We start from the raw sequence: 15,273 nt of genomic DNA, 5'->3' as shown, positions 1-15,273 counted from the left end.
AGCCTAGCGGCGCGGTCGGCGGTCGCAAGCGGGGTGGGGATGAGCGGTCGGAATGGGGGGATGGGCGTCCGGAACAGGTGCGGTCGCGGGTTCACGGCGTATGCCGCCTATGGGCTTGGACCAGTCGCCCCTCCCGGGGTTTGCCCTCACCCGCCCCTTCGGGGCACCCTCTCCCGCTGGCGGGAGAGGGGTTCAACAAGAACGACGTCGTCTTTCACCGGCAGCCGGGCTCTAGAGCCCGGCTGGTGGCAGGGAATGCCTGTCAGACCACCACCTCGTAACACGGCCGGTACTGCCCGGAGATCTTCATCCGGCGCTGCGCGACGAACGCCTGCAGCAATGCATCCAGCGCGAGCATGAAGTCCGGATCGCCGTGGATCTGGAACGGGCCGTGCTCCTCCACCCGGCGCATGCCGTCTTCCTTGACGTTGCCGGCGACGATGCCGGAGAAGGCACGGCGCAGGTCGGCGGCAAGCTCATACGGCTTGCGGCCGCGGTGCAGGTTCAAGGACGCCATCGCCTCGTGCGTGGGCACGAACGGCTGCTGGAATTCCAGCGGAATCGTCATCGACCAGTTGAAGTAGAAGGAGTCCTTCTGCTCGATGCGATGCGAACGGACGCGTTTGATCCCCGCGGCCATGCGTCGCGCGACCCGAGCGGGGTCGGCGACGATGATCTCGTAGCGCGAGGTAGCCGCTTCGCCGAGCGTGAGGCGCAGAAACTGGTCGATCTGCTCGAAGTACGGCGCCGACGCGGTGGGACCGGTGAGGATCAGCGGGAACGGTACGGCCGCGTTCTCCTCGCGCATCAGCAGCCCGAGGAGGTACAGGATTTCCTCCGCGGTGCCCACGCCACCCGGGAACACGATGATGCCGTGGCCAAGCCGGACGAACGACTCGAGGCGCTTCTCGATGTCCGGCATGATCACCAGGTGGTTGACGATCGGATTCGGCGACTCCGCGGCGATGATGCCGGGCTCGGTGATGCCGATATAGCGTGATTCGGTGCGGCGCTGCTTGGCGTGCGCCACGTTGGCGCCCTTCATCGGCGCCTTCATCGCGCCGGGGCCGCAGCCGGTGCAGATGTCCATGCCGCGCAGGCCCAGCTCGTAGCCGACCAGCTTGGCGTACTCGTATTCGTCGCGGTTGATCGAATGGCCGCCCCAGCACACCACCAGGTTGGGGTCTGCCGGTTGCAGCAGCCGTGCGTTGCGCAGCAGGCCGAACACCGCGTTGGTGATGCCGGCCGAGGATTCGAGGTCGGTGGCGTACTCCGGGCCGAGCTCGATCGCGGTGTAGGCGAGGTCGCGCACGACGGCGAACAGCAGTTCGGCGACGCCGCGGATGATCTGGCCGTCGACGAAGGCCATGCCGGGCGCATTGACCAGCTCGATGCGGATGCCGCGGTCCTGCTGCAGCACCTGGATATCGAAACCCGGGTACAGCTCCTGCGCGGCGCGCGGGTCGTCGCTGGCACTGCCGCTGGTCAGCACGGCCAGCGCGCAACGGCGCAGCAGGTCATGCAGGCCGCCGCTGGAGGCGTCCTTCAACCGCGCGACCTCCTCGCGCGACAGCACGTCGAGGCTGCCGCTGGGGTAGATCCGCGCACTCACCACCGGCATCGTCGATGCCTCGATCCGCTGTTCCATCTGTCTCTTCTTTTATCTGTCGTCCGAGCCGGCGAACTGTAGCGCAGCCGTCCGGCCAAAAGGAAACGGCCGGGCAAGCCCGGCCGTTCCGTATTGCACGTTGCGGTGGATCAGAAGCGGTAGCGCAGGCCCAGCATCACCGACCAGCGCGACACGGCGGTGTTGACGCCGTCGTTGTTCACTTCCTGCAGCGACTCGTTGTCCGTCCGACCGGTGAAGTTGTAGATGTACTTGCCGGTGGCCGGATCGATACCTGCATAGTTGGCCACGCGACGGGTGGCGAAGAAGCCATAGTCGTTGATGTGGCCCCAATCCTTGTTGAGCAGGTTGCCGAAATTCATGATGTCCAGCGACACCTCGGCCTTGTGACCATCCATGAAACCGGGGAACTCCTGGCTGATGCGGACATCGAAGCTGTTGACCCAGCTGGCGCGGAACGCGTTGGCCGGAGCCACGCCACCCTGGTAGCTCTTGAGCTCGGGGTTCTGATTCAACCAGTCGAAGAACGACTGTTCCATCGCCGCGCCGCCGGTGAACAGCACGTCGCCGTAGCCGTTGGGCACGTAGAACAGGTCGTTGGTCGTGGCGCTGTCGCCGTTGACGTCGTTGTAGAAGATGTAGCTGAACGGACGGCCCGAGCGACCCTCATAGAACATCGAAACCGAGGTCTTGTTGTCGCCGAAGAACGCCTTCTGCCAGGTCAGCACGCCCGTGAAGCGGTCCTTGATCGCGTAACGCGAGTTGTAGGCCTCCGGCTGGTTGGTCTGGAAGACCAGCGTGTTGTTCCAGTTCGACGAGTTCTGCGAGCTGGTTGCCGGGCTGAAGTCGGTCGCATGCGTGTAGGTGTAGCCCACAGTCCACGACCAGTTCTCCAGCATCGGCTTGCTCAGGCTCAGCGTGAACTGCTGGGCGCTGCCCTCGGAGTTGTTGCGCACCACGATTGCCTGGTTGACATCCCTCGGCTTGTTGGCGCGGTTGCCTGCACCGTTGGTGCCATGCTCGATGCCGAAGCGGCCGGCGTTCGCCGGGTTGCGGCCTGCGGCGTTCCAGTAGATCAGGCGGCCGTCCTGGCCCACGGCCGTCGGGGCTCCAACGTCCACGCGGTCGAACCAGAGCGCGTCGTTGTTCTTGGTGAACAGCGCCTCGGCCGAGGCCACGATGCCGTACCACGGCAGTTCGTGGTCGAGCGCGATGTTGGCCTTCCACACCGACGGGAGCTTGAGGCCCGGCTCCATGATGTCGGCCACCAGCAGGGCGCTGCCGCCCGGCGGAGTTGCCGGCGGAAGGGTCGGATCGAAGGCCGGAGTTGCCGCACCGCGCAGGTTGTACTCGACGAAGTTCAGGCCGGTGTTCTGGAACGCACCCGCCAGCCACACATTGGGGCTCGCGCCCTGGAACAGGCCCACGCCGCCACGCAGCTGGGTCGGACGGTCGCTGTCGAAGGTGTAGTTGAAGCCGAAACGCGGCTGCAGCAGGCCGTCATCGACGGTGTTGGAGTTGTCGAGGCCGTACAGCTCCTCGATGCGCGGGTTGTAGATCGGACGGCCGCCGAACGACGGCTTGTCGTAGCGCAGGCCGAACTTCAGGCTCAGGTTGTAGTTGACGAACCACGTGTCCTGGATGAAGAACGCGGTGTTCTTGATCTCGTAGTCGGCCGGGATATCGCCCCGGTCGCGACCCGGACGCGGCGCGCGCAGCTCGTACTGGGACGGGCGGCCCGCCTCGAAGTCTTCCAGGTTTGCGAACGTCCACACGCCGTTGAGGTTGCGGCCGTAGAAGTTCAGGACGTCGTTGTTCTCGTAATCGAAACCGAACTTGAGGGCGTGGTCGCCGATGTACCAGTTGGCGGCACCGAATGCGGTCAGCTGGTCGGTCTCGATGACGTTGACGTGGCGGTTCTGCTCGGTGCCGAAGCGCAAGTTCGAGTTGTTGCCGAAACCGTTGATGCGGAAGTACGGCAGGTTCGCATAGGGGTTGGCGACCGAGTCGTACTGGCGACGCGACACCTTGAGTTCGGTCGAGAAATTCTCGGACCAGTCGCTGAAGAGCTCACCGACCTGGCTTTCGAACGACTTCACCTGGTCGTACCAGTGGCTGCTCAGCGAGATGTTGCTGTTCTGGATGGCCGGGAACTTCGGCACCACCTCTTCCATCTTGCTGTAGCGGAAGGTGGCACGGTGGTTGTCGTTGATGTTCCAGTCGAACTTGACCGCGTACTCCTCGACGTCGGTCTTGTTGGCCGGGCCGGTCAGGCCGCCGGCATCGAAGCCGAAGCGCTGGGCGGCCGCCTGGACGCGGGCGATGTCGGCGTCGGTGATGTCGCCGCGGCCGTACGGCGTGCCCGCGAAGCTCGTGCCGGGGGCGCTGCGGGTGAACTTCTCGTAGTTGGCGAAGAAGAACAGGCGATCGCGGATCAACGGGCCGCCGAGGGTGGCGCCCAGGGTCTCTTCCTTCTCGAAGCCGGTGAAGCCACCGCCGCCGTTCTCATCCAGATTATCGGCCACCCAGTCGGCGTCGCGGATGGTGTAGTAGACGCTGCCGGAGAAATCGTTGGTGCCGGACTTCGTCACAGCATTCACGACCGCGCCGGTGCCGCCCGCGACCGTCACGTCGTAATTGGCGAGGTCGACGCTGATTTCCTCGATGGCATCCATCGAGACGGGCTGACGCGCCGTGGGAAGGTTGTTCGACTCGAGACCGAACGGGTCGTTCGAGCTGATGCCATCGATGCGGATCACGTTGTAACGCGAGTTCTGGCCGCCGGCCGAGATCGCGCCGTCGACCTTGTCGGTCTGCGTGATGCGCGGATCCAGGCGGATGTAGTCCTGGATATTGCGGTTGGCGGACGGCAGCGCTTCGATCATCTCGCGGGTCACGTTGCTGCCAGTGCCCATCTTCGTGGCGCTGAAGACTTCCGAGCCACCGGCAACGCCAACAACCACGACGCGCTCGAGCGTGGCGACGTCACCACTGAGCTGCGCGTTGACCTGGTTGACCTGGTTGAGGTTGAGGTAGACGTTGTCTTCCGTCTTGGTGCCCTCGCCCGCCTTGTTGATCGTGATCGTGTACGGGCCACCCACACGCAGGCCGCGTGCGTTGTAACGACCGCTGGCGTCGGTCGTGGCACGGCTGACGGTGCCCGACTCGGTGTGGACGATGGTCACTTCCGCGCCGATGACCGGCTGCCCGTTCGGGCCGAGCACCTGACCGCCGACACCGGCGGACGTGCTCTGTGCAAAAGCGGGCGCTGCGGCAAGCGCAACGATCAGACCGAGCGACAACCGGGACAGGCGGACGCGGTGCTTGGAACTCATGGTGTGGGCCTCGAGGGTGCGTTGGGAACGGAGCGAAGGTGTGGCTGCGTGCAGCCGACAGGGGCGGATCGGCAGGACCGGTACAGCTGGCGGGATGTCCCCTGCAGTGCCGCGGGCCGACAGGCCGTAGGCAGTTAACAACAGATTAACATGCTAGTTGCGGCGTATGACAGTGCCGTTACCGGCGCGGCCGGAGCAAGTGGCTGAGCGCGCACGCTTTTGTTTCTGCGCAGCTGTCCAAGAAGCGTGCGGCCGTCACTGTTCGTTCACCCGGCAGGGCCGGCCACGCTGGTGAAGTAGCCGGCAATGCCGTCCAGCAGCATCTGCACCGAGATCGCCACCAGCAGCATGCCCATCAGCCGCTCCAGCGCGGTCAGCGCGCGGATGCCGAGCAGCTTGTAGAGCCAGGTCGACGAAAACAGGATGGTCGCCGTCGCGCCCCAGGCGATCAGCAGCGCCAGGCTCCATTCGCCGAGGCGGTCGGGCTCGGTGCTGCCCATCAGCATCACTGCGGCCATGCCCGAAGGCCCGGCCACCAGCGGGATCGCCATCGGCACGATGAAGGGTTCGCCATCCGGGATCTCGCCCATCAGCCCCTGCGGGCTGGGGAAGATCATGCGGATGCCGATCAGGAACAGGATGATGCCGCCGGCGATCGACACCGATTCCTGCCGCAGGCGCATCAGTTCCAGCGCGTACTTGCCACCCCACAGGAACAGCATGAGCACCGCCAGGGCGATGAGCATCTCGCGGGCCAGCACGATCCGCTGCCGATGCGGCGGCAGGCGCCGCAGCATGCTGAGAAACACCGGGATATTGCCCAGTGGATCGAGGATCAGGAACAGCAGCAGCGCCGCCGACGCCACCGTCATCGCGGCGGGCTCCACACGGCGCCGCGATGCGCCGCGCCCGCCGCGGACAGCAGCTCGACGCAGTACGGCGCGCAGTCGGCCGGATCACGGGCGAGGTGCTCTCCGTCGACATAGGCGCGTGCGCGCAGCGGCGTGCGCATCGGGCCGGGGCGCAGGCCGCTGACGCGCACGGGCCCGTTGGCGAGCTCGCGGTGGAGCATCTCCACCATCGCCTCCTGGCCACGCTGGGCGATGCCGTAGCCGCCCCAGAACGCCTGGCTGCTGCTCTCGACGTCGTCCATCACCAACACCACGGCGCTGTCTTCGGCCTGCCGCAACAGCGGCACGCAGGCCTGGGTGAGCCACCAGCGCGCAGTGAGGTTGACGTGCACCGCGCGCGCGAACGCCGCCGGGTCGGCATGGTCGAGCGGGGTCAGGCCGCGGAACTCGGCGGCGCAGTGCAGTACGCCATCCAGGCGCCCCCAGGCGTCGGCGACACGCGAGGCGAGCTCGGCATAGTCATCGGGGCCGGCGCCCTCCATGTCCAACGGATACAGCGCAGCGTCGCCGCCAGCGGCGGCAATCGCATCGTGGACGCGGTTGAGGCGCGGCACCTTGCGGCCCAGCAGCAACACGCGGGCGCCGGCCGTGGCGCATGCACGCGCCGCGGCCGCGCCGAGCCCGCCGGACGCGCCGGTCACCAGGATCACGCGATCGCGCAGCGGCAACGCCTGCGGCAGGGGCAACGCAATGGGGCCGCTCACGCGTTGCGTACCTCGGCCACCATGCGCGCCAGCTCGCCCGACTCGTGCAGTTCGACGGTGATGTCGCAGCCGCCGATCAGCTCGCCGTGGATGAAGAGCTGCGGAAACGTCGGCCAGTTGGAGTAGCGCGGCAGGTTGGCGCGCACTTCCGGATCCTCGAGCACATTGACCACATGCAGTTGCCCGTCCTCCAGGCCGGCGGCGCGCAGGCTGTCGATGGCCTGGCTGGAGAAGCCGCACATCGGGTATTCCGGGGTGCCCTTCATGAAGAGCACGATGGGATGCGCCTCGATTGCGGACTGGATGCGCTGCATCACCGACATGGACAGGCTCCTGCGTCGCCTGTGCCGCGGCGCGATCGCGGCGGCCGGTGGCGGGGCGTGGATTAGAGAGCGTGGATTAGAATCCGCCCATTGTAAGCGCTCACGCCCACCGAGCAGCCACGGCCACCCCGGATGCCCATCGAACTCCCCGCCCTGCCCTACGCCCATACCGCGCTTGAGCCGCACCTGTCCGGGGAGACCGTCGAGCAGCACCACGGCCATCACCAGCGCGCCGACATCGAGCGCGTCAGCGCGCTGGTCGCTGGCACCGCGCTGGAGGACGCCACGCTGGAGGACATCGTGCGGCGCGCGCAGGGGCGGCTGTTCGAACATGCGGCGCAGGCCTGGAATACCGACTTCTACTGGCGCGGCATGGCGCCTGCGGCTGCGGGTGCCAGCCAGCCGCGCGGGCCGCTGGCCGCTGCGATCGATGCGTCCTTCGGCAGCGTCGACGCATTGCGGCAACAGTTCGACGCTGCGGCCCTGCGTGGCTTCGGTGCCGGCTGGGCGTGGCTGGTGCAGCGGCGCGACGGGCGCCTCGGGATTGCCGCCACGCCCAACGCGGCGACGCCGCTCACCGGCCCGGACCGCCCGCTGCTGGCCTGCTGCCTGTGGCAGCACGCCTATTACCTCGACTACCGCGACCAGCGCGAACGCTACCTCGCCGCGTGGTGGCAGCTGGTCAACTGGAGTGCGGTGGGATCACGGCTGACGGGAAGCTAGAGACCCGGCTCCCGGCCGGCGGCACGCAGATCGGGCCCGAGGACGGGGGCACTTCAGATCGCGCGCAGCGCCCCTATCACCGGTTCCACCTGCGCGCTCCGCCCGAGTGCCGCGCCCACACGCGCCAGCGCCACGGCCAATGCCCCGGCATCATCGGCACGCAGCGTGGCGTGGCCCACCTTGCGGCCATCGCGCGCCTGCTTGCCGTAGTCGTGCCAGTGGCCGCCCGCCTCGGCCAGCACCGGCCCGGCATCCGGCATCGCGCCGATCCAGTTCAGCATGCAGGCGTGGCCGCGCGCGGCCGTGGACCCCAGAGGCAGGCCGAGCACGGCGCGCAGGTGGTTCTCGAACTGAGAAGTCTCCACACCTTCGATCGTCCAGTGTCCGGAGTTGTGCACGCGGGGCGCCATCTCGTTGGCCAGCAGCCGGCCGTCGCGGCAGAACAGCTCGAGCGCGAACACGCCGACATAGTCGAGCCGCTCCGCCAGCGCCCGTGCATGCGCCTGGGCCTCCGCCGTCAGCGCTTCCGGCACCTGCGCCGGCGCCAGGCTGGCCGACAGCACGCCATCGACATGCCAGTTGGCGGTCAGCGGCCACGCGCGGAATTCGCCGTCGCGACCCCGCACGGCGATCACCGAGTACTCCTGGTCGAACGGGACGAATGCTTCGGCGATCAGCCCGACCCGCTGCGCCTGGTCACCCAGCGCTTCCCAGGCGCGGTCGAGGTCGGCGGCATCGCGGATGCGGAACTGGCCCTTGCCGTCATAGCCCAGCCGGCGGGTCTTGAGGATGCACGGCAGGCCGACTTCGGCGACCGCCGCTTCCAGCCCTTCGCGCGAGTCGACGTCGGCAAACGCCGGCACCGGGATACCGAGCTCGCGGAACAGCGACTTCTCGACAAGCCGGTCCTGGGCCATGGCCAGCGCGTCCGGCGCGGGATACACCGGCACCTGCGCGGCCAGGTGGCGCGCACTGTCTGCGGGAACGTTCTCGAAATCGAAGGTCGCCACATCGATGCGGCTGGCGAACTCCGCCAGCGCGGCCTGGTCGTCGTAGCCACCCACCAGCAGCGGTGCGCACTGGCCCGCGCAGGCATCCGCGGTGGGGTCGAGCACCACGAAGCGCAGGCCGAGCGGTACGCCGGCCAGGACGAGCATGCGCGCGAGCTGGCCGCCGCCAAGAATGCCGACGGTGGTCATGCGAACCCGGTGGAGGAGATGTCGACGCGGGGGTCGTCGTTGCGTGCGACCTCTTCGGTCTGGCGCGCACGGAAGTCCGCCAACGCCCGCGCGACCTCCGGCTGGTCGCCGAGCATCGCCGCCGCGAACAGCGCGGCATTGGCGGCGCCGGCACGGCCGATGGCGAAGGTGGCCACCGGGACGCCGGCAGGCATCTGCACGATCGACAGCAGCGAGTCGAGGCCGCTCAGCGCCTTCGACTGCACCGGCACACCCAGCACCGGCACGGCGGTCTTGGCGGCCAGCATGCCTGGCAGGTGCGCCGCGCCACCGGCGCCGGCGATGATCGCGCGCAGCCCGCGGGCCTGCGCCTCTTCGGCGTAGGCGAACATCGCATCGGGCGTGCGATGCGCGGAAACCACCCGCACCTCATGGGGCACGCCCAGTGCGGCGAGGCGCTCGGCGGCGGGCTGCATGGTGTCCCAGTCGGACCTCGAGCCCATCACGATGCCCACGAGCGGGCCGGGAGAATTGGCGGACATGGTGGATTCCGGACCGAAACGCGCATTCTAGGCGGTTCGCGCCGCGAAGGAGACCCGTGGCCCCGCCAACGTGCTTACTTGGTGCGCGGAAGTGGATGCGTTCGCGGAAGGCCCGACCCCTCCCCCGGCCGGCGCGCCACGGCGGAGTGATACGCTTTTCCGCCATCGATCACCCACCGGAACCACCGCCCCATGGACCGCAAGCTGCTCGACATCCTCGTCTGCCCCGCGACCCGCCAGCCACTGTCGCTGCTCGACGCTGCCGGGCTGGACGCGATCAACCGCGCGATCGGTGCAGGCACGGTGCAGCGCGACGACGGCGCCGCCCAGGCCACGCCGTTGCGCGCGGCGCTGGTCACCCGCGACCACAAGCGCGTGTACCGGATCGACGACGGCATCCCGGTGCTGCTGGTCGACGAGGCGATCGCCACGGGCCAGGTCGAGGGCTTCCCGGCCGCGCCGGCGCGATGAACCCGACGCTGCAGGCGCCGCCAGCGCAGGATGTCCAGGCCGACGTCGCGCGTGCGCTGGCCGAAGACATCGGCAGTGGGGATGTCACCGCGGCGCTGCTGCCCGATGTCGCCGAGATCGCCTACGTGCTGTGCAAGGAGGACGCGGTGGTCTGCGGTCGTCCGTGGTTCGACGCCTGCCACCGCGCGCTCGACCCGGAGGTGCGCATCGACTGGCATGTCGCCGAAGGCGACCACGTCCGCGCAGGCACCGTGGTGGCCACGCTGGCCGGCCGCAGCCGCGCACTGGTGACCGGCGAGCGCACCGGACTCAATTTCCTGCAGACCCTCAGCGGCACGGCCACCACCACGGCAGCCCATGTGGAAGCGGTGGCCGGCACCGGTACGCGCATCCTCGATACCCGCAAGACCCTGCCCGGGCTACGCCAGGCGCAGAAGTACGCGGTGCGTGCCGGCGGTGGCGACAACCATCGCCATGGCCTGTACGACACGGTGATGCTGAAGGAGAACCACGTCCGCGTTGCCGGTTCGGTCGGTGCCGCCATTGCCGCGGCGCGCGCGCAGTGGCCGGAGCTGCCGCTGGTGGTGGAGGTGGAGACCCTCGGGCAACTCTGCGAGGCGCTCGACGCCGGCTGCGAACGCGTGCTGATCGATGACTTCAGTGCCGACCTTCGCCGCGAGGCGGTGCGGATCGCACGCGGAAGTCCGTACCACGGCCGGATTCCGCTGGAAGTTTCCGGCGGCGTCGACCTCGCCGGCCTGCGCGCCATCGCCGAGGACGGCGTGGACGTCATCTCGATCGGCGCGCTGACCAAGCACGTGCGTGCGATCGACCTGTCGATGAAGCTGGGACCGCCGCCGGGCTGACGCGCATCGCGCGGCCGCCGGCGCGCGCCGCTCAGGCGACCGCCACCACCGCCACGGCGGTCGCCGCCACCAGCGCCGCTGCCGCGAGCATCCAGCGCACGCGCCCACCGCGGGCCGCCATGGGCGCCTCTTCGGCAGCCTCGCTGCGGCCCGGCGCCAGCACGCGGAAACGCAGGCGGTCGAAGCCGATCTCGTCGCCGTGCCGGGCAAGTGCCATCCGCACCCGGCGTCCGTTGATGAAGGTGCCGTTGGTCGAGCCGAGGTCCTGCACGCGGATGCCGTCGAGCAGCGGTTCCAGGCGCACGTGCAGCCGCGACACACCGTCCTCGTCGAAACGCAGGGTGCATTCCGGGGCGCGGCCGACCACGGTGTCGCCAACGAGCGGGAAACTGCGGCCGAAGTTGCGGCCGGAGACGCCGCGCAGGACGTAGCGCGGCACCGCGGGGCGGATCGCCGTGGCCGCGGGGCCATCGTCGTTCGCCGGCACCGCGCCGGTGACCGCCGGCGCCGCGCTGCCCGCGACTTCCAGCGACACCAGTCGCGCCTGCACCTCGTCGAAGCCGACCACGTCGCCGGGGCGCAGCGCGATCAGCCCCTCGACGGGCCGCCCGTTGACCTCCACCACCACGCCGTCCGGCACCCGCAGCATCACCCCGTGCAGGTTGACCTGCAGCTCGCAATGCTCGGGGCGTATCCCGGGGCGATCGATGACGATGCTGTTGCCGGCGCCGGAGCCGATGGCGTTGCGGCCCGGCGACAGCAACACCTGCGGGTGTTCGCCACCGGGAAAGACGAGTTTCAGGGCCTGGCTGCTCATGCGATGCGTGGGTCTCTTGCCGGCGTGCGCGGCGGTCGCCACATTAGCGGCATGTCCGATGCAATCTTCGTGATGATTCTGGGTGCCGCCGCGTTCGCGTGGTGGAGTGCCGCGCGTGCGGCGGCCGAACGTGCGGAGAGCATCGGGCGCGAGGCCTGCCGGTTGGCCGGGGTGCAGTGGCTCGACCAGACCGTGCATGCCAGCGGGCTGCGGCTGCGCCGTCGCGACGACGGCCGCCTGGGCTTCGAACGCAGTTTCCGCTTCGAGTATTCGGATGACGGCGTCGAGCGCTCCGTGGGTCGCCTGGTGCTGCGCGGCGATGAGCTGGTCGCCTTCGTCGGGCCGGTCGGCGGCGAGCAGGTGGTGCAGGCGTTGCGCTGAGCGCGACCAATTGCGTCGCCGGCTTCGCCCGGCAGGCGTCCGTTACTTGACGACGCGCAGGTGCGCACCGCGCCGCGGCGGACCGTCGTCGCCCGGAGGCGGAGTGTCATCGTCGTCCGGGCCGTCCTGCTGATCGCCGGACGCGTCGTCCCCGGCGGCCGGCCCGTGGCCGGGGATGTCGTCGGGTAGCACCATGCCCTGTCCGGTCTCGCGCGCGTACACCGCCAGCACCGCCGACACCGGCACCGACACCGACTGGCTGACGCCACCGAAACGCGCGGTGAAGCGTACGCTGTCGTTGTCCATCTCAAGCCGCGCCACCGCACGCTCGGCGATGTTGAGCACCACGCGGCCCTCGTTGACGGTATGCGACGGCACGCGCACGCCCGGACGCGTGGCGTCGACGAGAATGTGCGGGGTCATGCCGTTGTCGACGATCCACTCGTACAGCGCCCGCAGCAGATACGGGCGGTGGCTGGTCATGACAGGCAATTGCGGTTCGCTCATGGCGCAAGTGTAGCGGCGCGACGACCCGGATGTGGGCGCAACCGCCGCCGCGGCGGCGGTGACGCGAGGGCGCGGATGCCCTCGTGCGACGCGGCTACGCCGGCAGCTCGCGCAGGTTGCGCTCCTGGGGCGTCAGGCTGCGCACGAAACCCGGGTTGCGGAAAATCCGGTTGCCGTAGTCCTCGATCACCTTGCCGTCCTTGGGCAGCGGCACGTCGAGCGCCTGCAGGCGCCAGATGATCGGCGCGATCGCACAGTCGGCCAGGCTCATTTCCGCGCTGAGGAAGAACTTGCTGGCCTTGAACAACGGCACCGATGCGGTCAGCAGTTCGCGCAGGCGCTTGCGACCCGCTTCGGCCTGCTGCCTGTTGCCGAACTGGATGGCCTGGATCTGCGGCACCCAGTCGTGCTCGAGGCGCAGCATCGCCAGGCGCAGGCGCGCGCGCGACAGCGGATCGATCGGCATCAGCGGCGGATGCGGATAGCGCTCGTCGATGTACTCGCTCACCACCGAGGCGGCGTAGAGCACCAGGTCGCGCTCGACCAGGGTCGGCACCGAGTGGTACGGGTTGAGGTCGATCAGGTCTTCCGGCGGATCCTGCGGATCCACCGCGATCAGGTCGTAGGTGACGCCCTTGGCCGCCAGCACCAGGCGCACCCGGTGGCACAGCACATCATCGACCGCGGAAAACAGGGTCAGTGCATGACGCATACGCAGGCTCGACGCCATCATCGTGTCTCCCCGCGACCGGTATCCGCCGATCGCATCGACGCCATCCGCCCCGTGCGGAGGGTCGTCCCGGTTCCCGCGCCGGCCGCTTCCCCGTGCGGCCCGACCGCGACCGCCCGCGGTAGCGGGCGCTCGCCACCGCGCGTCAGTGGACGTCGCGCCAGTATTCCTTCTTCAGCAGCCAGGTGAGGAAGGTGAAGAACGCCAGGAAGAAGATCACCCAGACGCCGATGCCCTGGCGCTTGAGCGCGGCGGGTTCGGCGGCGTACTCCAGGAACGCGGTGATGTCGCGCACCGCGCGGTCGAAGTCGGCTTCCGAGAGCCGGCCCGGCTGCGCCTGCTGCAGCGACTCCACCACCGGCTGGCCGATCTCGTCGGGCGCACCGTAGACCGGGCGCTGCAGGCCCTGCAGCTCCCACAGTGCGTTGGGCATGGCGGTGTTCGGGAACAGGGTGTTGTTCCAGCCCACGACCGCTTCCTCGTCCTGGTAGAAGCTCTTGAGGAAGGTATAGACCCAGTCCGGTCCGCCGATCTTGGTGCGCACCACCAGCGACAGGTCGGGCGGCGCCGTGCCGAACCAGCCGTCGGCGTGGCTGGCCGGCATTGACGAGACGATGTGTTCGCCGAAGGCCGCGCCGGTGAAGTTGAGGTTCTCCATCACCTCTTCCTCGCTCAGGCCGAGGTCATCGGCCATGCGCGAGTAGCGCAGGTACTTCAGCGAGTGGCAGCCGGAGCAGTAGTTCATAAACAACTGCGCGCCGCGTTGCAGCGAGGCCCGGTCGGCGATGTCGGTGCCCGAGTGCTGCAGCGCCGTGCCGGGGTCGGCGGCGAGCGCACCGAACGACAGCAGCAGGCCGCCTGCAACGAGTGCGGCGCGACGGAGGATGGCGAGAGGCTGCTTAGTCATGCGTCGTCACCCGCTCCGGAACAGGCTTGGTCTTGTCCCACCTGGTCCACAGCGGCATGGTGAGGAAGAAGGCGAAGTAATAGAAGGTCAGGAAGCGGCCGACGATGGTCTCGACCGGGTCGGTACCCGGGCCGGCGCCGATCTTGCCCAGCCACACGAAGCTGATCGCGAACAGGCCGAGCAGCACCTTCGACATCAGGCCGCGGTAGCGGTACGACTTCACCCGCGCGCGGTCGAGCCAGGGCACGAAGAACAGGATCGCGATCGCGCCGAACATCACCAGCACACCGGCGAGCTTGTCCGGCACGACGCGCAACATCGCGTAGTACGGGGTGTAGTACCAGACCGGCTTGATGTGCTCCGGCGTCACCAGCGGGTTGGCCTCGACGAAGTTGTCGTGCTCGAGGAACCAGCCGCCGAATTCCGGCGCGAAGAAGATGATGAAGGCGGCGATCAGCAGCAGGAACCCGACACCGACCAGATCCTTGACCGTGTAGTACGGGTGGAACGGGATGCCGTCGGTGGGCGCGGTCTTCGACCAGCGGTTGCCCTTGGGGCCGTACTTGATGTCGACGCCGTCAGGGTTGTTCGAACCGACCTCGTGCAGCGCCCCCAGGTGCAGTACCACCAGCAGCAACAGCACCAGCGGCAGCGCGATCACGTGCAGCGCGAAGAAACGGTTGAGGGTGGCATCCGAGGGCAGGTAGTCGCCCATGATCCACTCGGTCAGGCCGTTGCCGATCACCGGGAACGCGCCGAACAGCGAGATGATCACCTTCGCGCCCCAGAACGACATCTGGCCCCACGGCAGCACGTAGCCCAGGAACGCCTCGGCCATCAGCACGAGGTAGATCAGCATGCCGAGGATCCACACCAGTTCGCGCGGGCGCTGGTAGCTGCCGTACATCAGCCCGCGGAACATGTGCAGGTAGACGACGATGAAGAACAGCGATGCACCGGTGGAGTGCATGTAGCGGATCAGCCAGCCCCACTCCACGTCGCGCATGATGTACTCGACCGAGGAGAACGCCTCGGCCGCGGACGGCTTGTAGTGCATCGTCAGGAAGATGCCGGTCACGATCTGGTTGACCAGCACCAGCATCGCCAGCGAGCCGAAGTAGTACATGACGTTGAAGTTCTTCGGTGCGAAGTACTCCGTCATGTGCTTGCGGTAGGCCGGCATCAGGCCCGGGGTGCGGTCGTCGAACCACGCCCGGAACATCGCGATGATCCCGGTGGCGGGATCGTTCG

The 15,273-nt window shown here is 68.4% G+C and carries 16 protein-coding genes; 4 read left to right on the top strand and 12 right to left on the bottom strand.

Features of this window, described 5'->3' with window-relative positions; all coding sequences use genetic code 11:
- Positions 1-262 precede the first annotated feature (262 nt).
- The 5 genes from ppnN to grxD form a co-directional block, all read right to left on the bottom strand.
- The gene (ppnN, locus tag LDO11_RS03795; protein ID WP_232140410.1) at positions 263-1,648 is read right to left on the bottom strand and encodes a nucleotide 5'-monophosphate nucleosidase PpnN; all 1,386 of its coding nucleotides are present in this window, start codon (positions 1,646-1,648) and stop codon (positions 263-265) included.
- A gap of 110 nt (positions 1,649-1,758) precedes the next feature.
- The gene (locus tag LDO11_RS03790; protein WP_232140409.1) at positions 1,759-4,962 is read right to left on the bottom strand and encodes a TonB-dependent receptor; all 3,204 of its coding nucleotides are present in this window, start codon (positions 4,960-4,962) and stop codon (positions 1,759-1,761) included.
- Positions 4,963-5,228: 266 nt separating this feature from the next.
- Positions 5,229-5,834, bottom strand: coding sequence for a YhgN family NAAT transporter (locus LDO11_RS03785; RefSeq protein ID WP_232140408.1), 606 nt, complete (start codon positions 5,832-5,834; stop codon positions 5,229-5,231).
- Positions 5,831-6,577, bottom strand: a complete 747-nt coding sequence (locus tag LDO11_RS03780; RefSeq protein WP_435574593.1) for an SDR family NAD(P)-dependent oxidoreductase — start codon at positions 6,575-6,577, stop codon at positions 5,831-5,833. Before LDO11_RS03780 ends, LDO11_RS03785 begins: the two co-directional genes overlap by 4 nt.
- The gene (gene grxD / locus LDO11_RS03775; protein WP_129136440.1) at positions 6,574-6,900 is read right to left on the bottom strand and encodes a Grx4 family monothiol glutaredoxin; all 327 of its coding nucleotides are present in this window, start codon (positions 6,898-6,900) and stop codon (positions 6,574-6,576) included. Before grxD ends, LDO11_RS03780 begins: the two co-directional genes overlap by 4 nt.
- A 132-nt stretch (positions 6,901-7,032) precedes the next feature.
- Between grxD and LDO11_RS03770 the strand changes: the two genes are divergently transcribed.
- On the top strand, positions 7,033-7,623 hold the full coding sequence (locus LDO11_RS03770) for a superoxide dismutase (RefSeq protein ID WP_232140407.1): 591 nt from the start codon (positions 7,033-7,035) through the stop codon (positions 7,621-7,623).
- 53 nt (positions 7,624-7,676) lie between these two features.
- Here LDO11_RS03770 and LDO11_RS03765 read toward each other — a convergent pair whose 3' ends face one another.
- Positions 7,677-8,822: a 5-(carboxyamino)imidazole ribonucleotide synthase gene (locus LDO11_RS03765; RefSeq protein WP_232140406.1), complete on the bottom strand. Its 1,146-nt coding sequence runs from the start codon at positions 8,820-8,822 to the stop codon at positions 7,677-7,679.
- Entirely contained in the window at positions 8,819-9,343 is a 525-nt protein-coding gene (gene purE / locus LDO11_RS03760; RefSeq protein WP_232140405.1) for a 5-(carboxyamino)imidazole ribonucleotide mutase, read from the bottom strand. Before purE ends, LDO11_RS03765 begins: the two co-directional genes overlap by 4 nt.
- Before the next feature lie 192 nt (positions 9,344-9,535).
- Here purE and LDO11_RS03755 point away from each other — a divergent pair, with 192 nt between their 5' ends.
- Both LDO11_RS03755 and nadC read left to right on the top strand, forming a co-directional pair.
- Complete coding sequence (locus LDO11_RS03755; protein ID WP_232140404.1) at positions 9,536-9,814, top strand: Trm112 family protein; 279 nt, start codon at positions 9,536-9,538, stop codon at positions 9,812-9,814.
- The gene (gene nadC, locus LDO11_RS03750) at positions 9,811-10,680 is read left to right on the top strand and encodes a carboxylating nicotinate-nucleotide diphosphorylase (protein ID WP_232140403.1); all 870 of its coding nucleotides are present in this window, start codon (positions 9,811-9,813) and stop codon (positions 10,678-10,680) included. Before LDO11_RS03755 ends, nadC begins: the two co-directional genes overlap by 4 nt.
- A gap of 31 nt (positions 10,681-10,711) precedes the next feature.
- Here nadC and LDO11_RS03745 read toward each other — a convergent pair whose 3' ends face one another.
- Positions 10,712-11,497 (bottom strand): FHA domain-containing protein, encoded by a 786-nt coding sequence (locus LDO11_RS03745; RefSeq protein WP_232140402.1) that lies wholly within the window; start codon positions 11,495-11,497, stop codon positions 10,712-10,714.
- Positions 11,498-11,500: 3 nt separating this feature from the next.
- Between LDO11_RS03745 and LDO11_RS03740 the strand changes: the two genes are divergently transcribed.
- Positions 11,501-11,878: a DUF3301 domain-containing protein gene (locus LDO11_RS03740; RefSeq protein ID WP_435574592.1), complete on the top strand. Its 378-nt coding sequence runs from the start codon at positions 11,501-11,503 to the stop codon at positions 11,876-11,878.
- 42 nt (positions 11,879-11,920) lie between these two features.
- Here LDO11_RS03740 and LDO11_RS03735 read toward each other — a convergent pair whose 3' ends face one another.
- The 4 genes from LDO11_RS03735 to LDO11_RS03720 form a co-directional block, all read right to left on the bottom strand.
- Positions 11,921-12,385 carry a ClpXP protease specificity-enhancing factor gene (locus LDO11_RS03735; protein ID WP_232140401.1) on the bottom strand — a complete coding sequence of 155 codons (465 nt, stop codon included), beginning with the start codon at positions 12,383-12,385 and terminating at the stop codon, positions 11,921-11,923.
- Between the two features lie 94 nt (positions 12,386-12,479).
- On the bottom strand, positions 12,480-13,115 hold the full coding sequence (locus LDO11_RS03730; RefSeq protein WP_129136449.1) for a glutathione S-transferase N-terminal domain-containing protein: 636 nt from the start codon (positions 13,113-13,115) through the stop codon (positions 12,480-12,482).
- 145 nt (positions 13,116-13,260) lie between these two features.
- On the bottom strand, positions 13,261-14,022 hold the full coding sequence (locus LDO11_RS03725; RefSeq protein ID WP_232140400.1) for a cytochrome c1: 762 nt from the start codon (positions 14,020-14,022) through the stop codon (positions 13,261-13,263).
- Positions 14,015-15,244: a cytochrome b gene (locus tag LDO11_RS03720; protein ID WP_129137318.1), complete on the bottom strand. Its 1,230-nt coding sequence runs from the start codon at positions 15,242-15,244 to the stop codon at positions 14,015-14,017. Before LDO11_RS03720 ends, LDO11_RS03725 begins: the two co-directional genes overlap by 8 nt.
- Positions 15,245-15,273 lie beyond the last annotated feature (29 nt).

It is taken from the genome of Alterluteimonas muca (assembly GCF_021191595.1).
In the GTDB taxonomy this organism is placed as follows: domain Bacteria; phylum Pseudomonadota; class Gammaproteobacteria; order Xanthomonadales; family Xanthomonadaceae; genus Luteimonas; species Luteimonas muca.
This window is presented reverse-complemented; position numbering and strand designations above follow the sequence as displayed.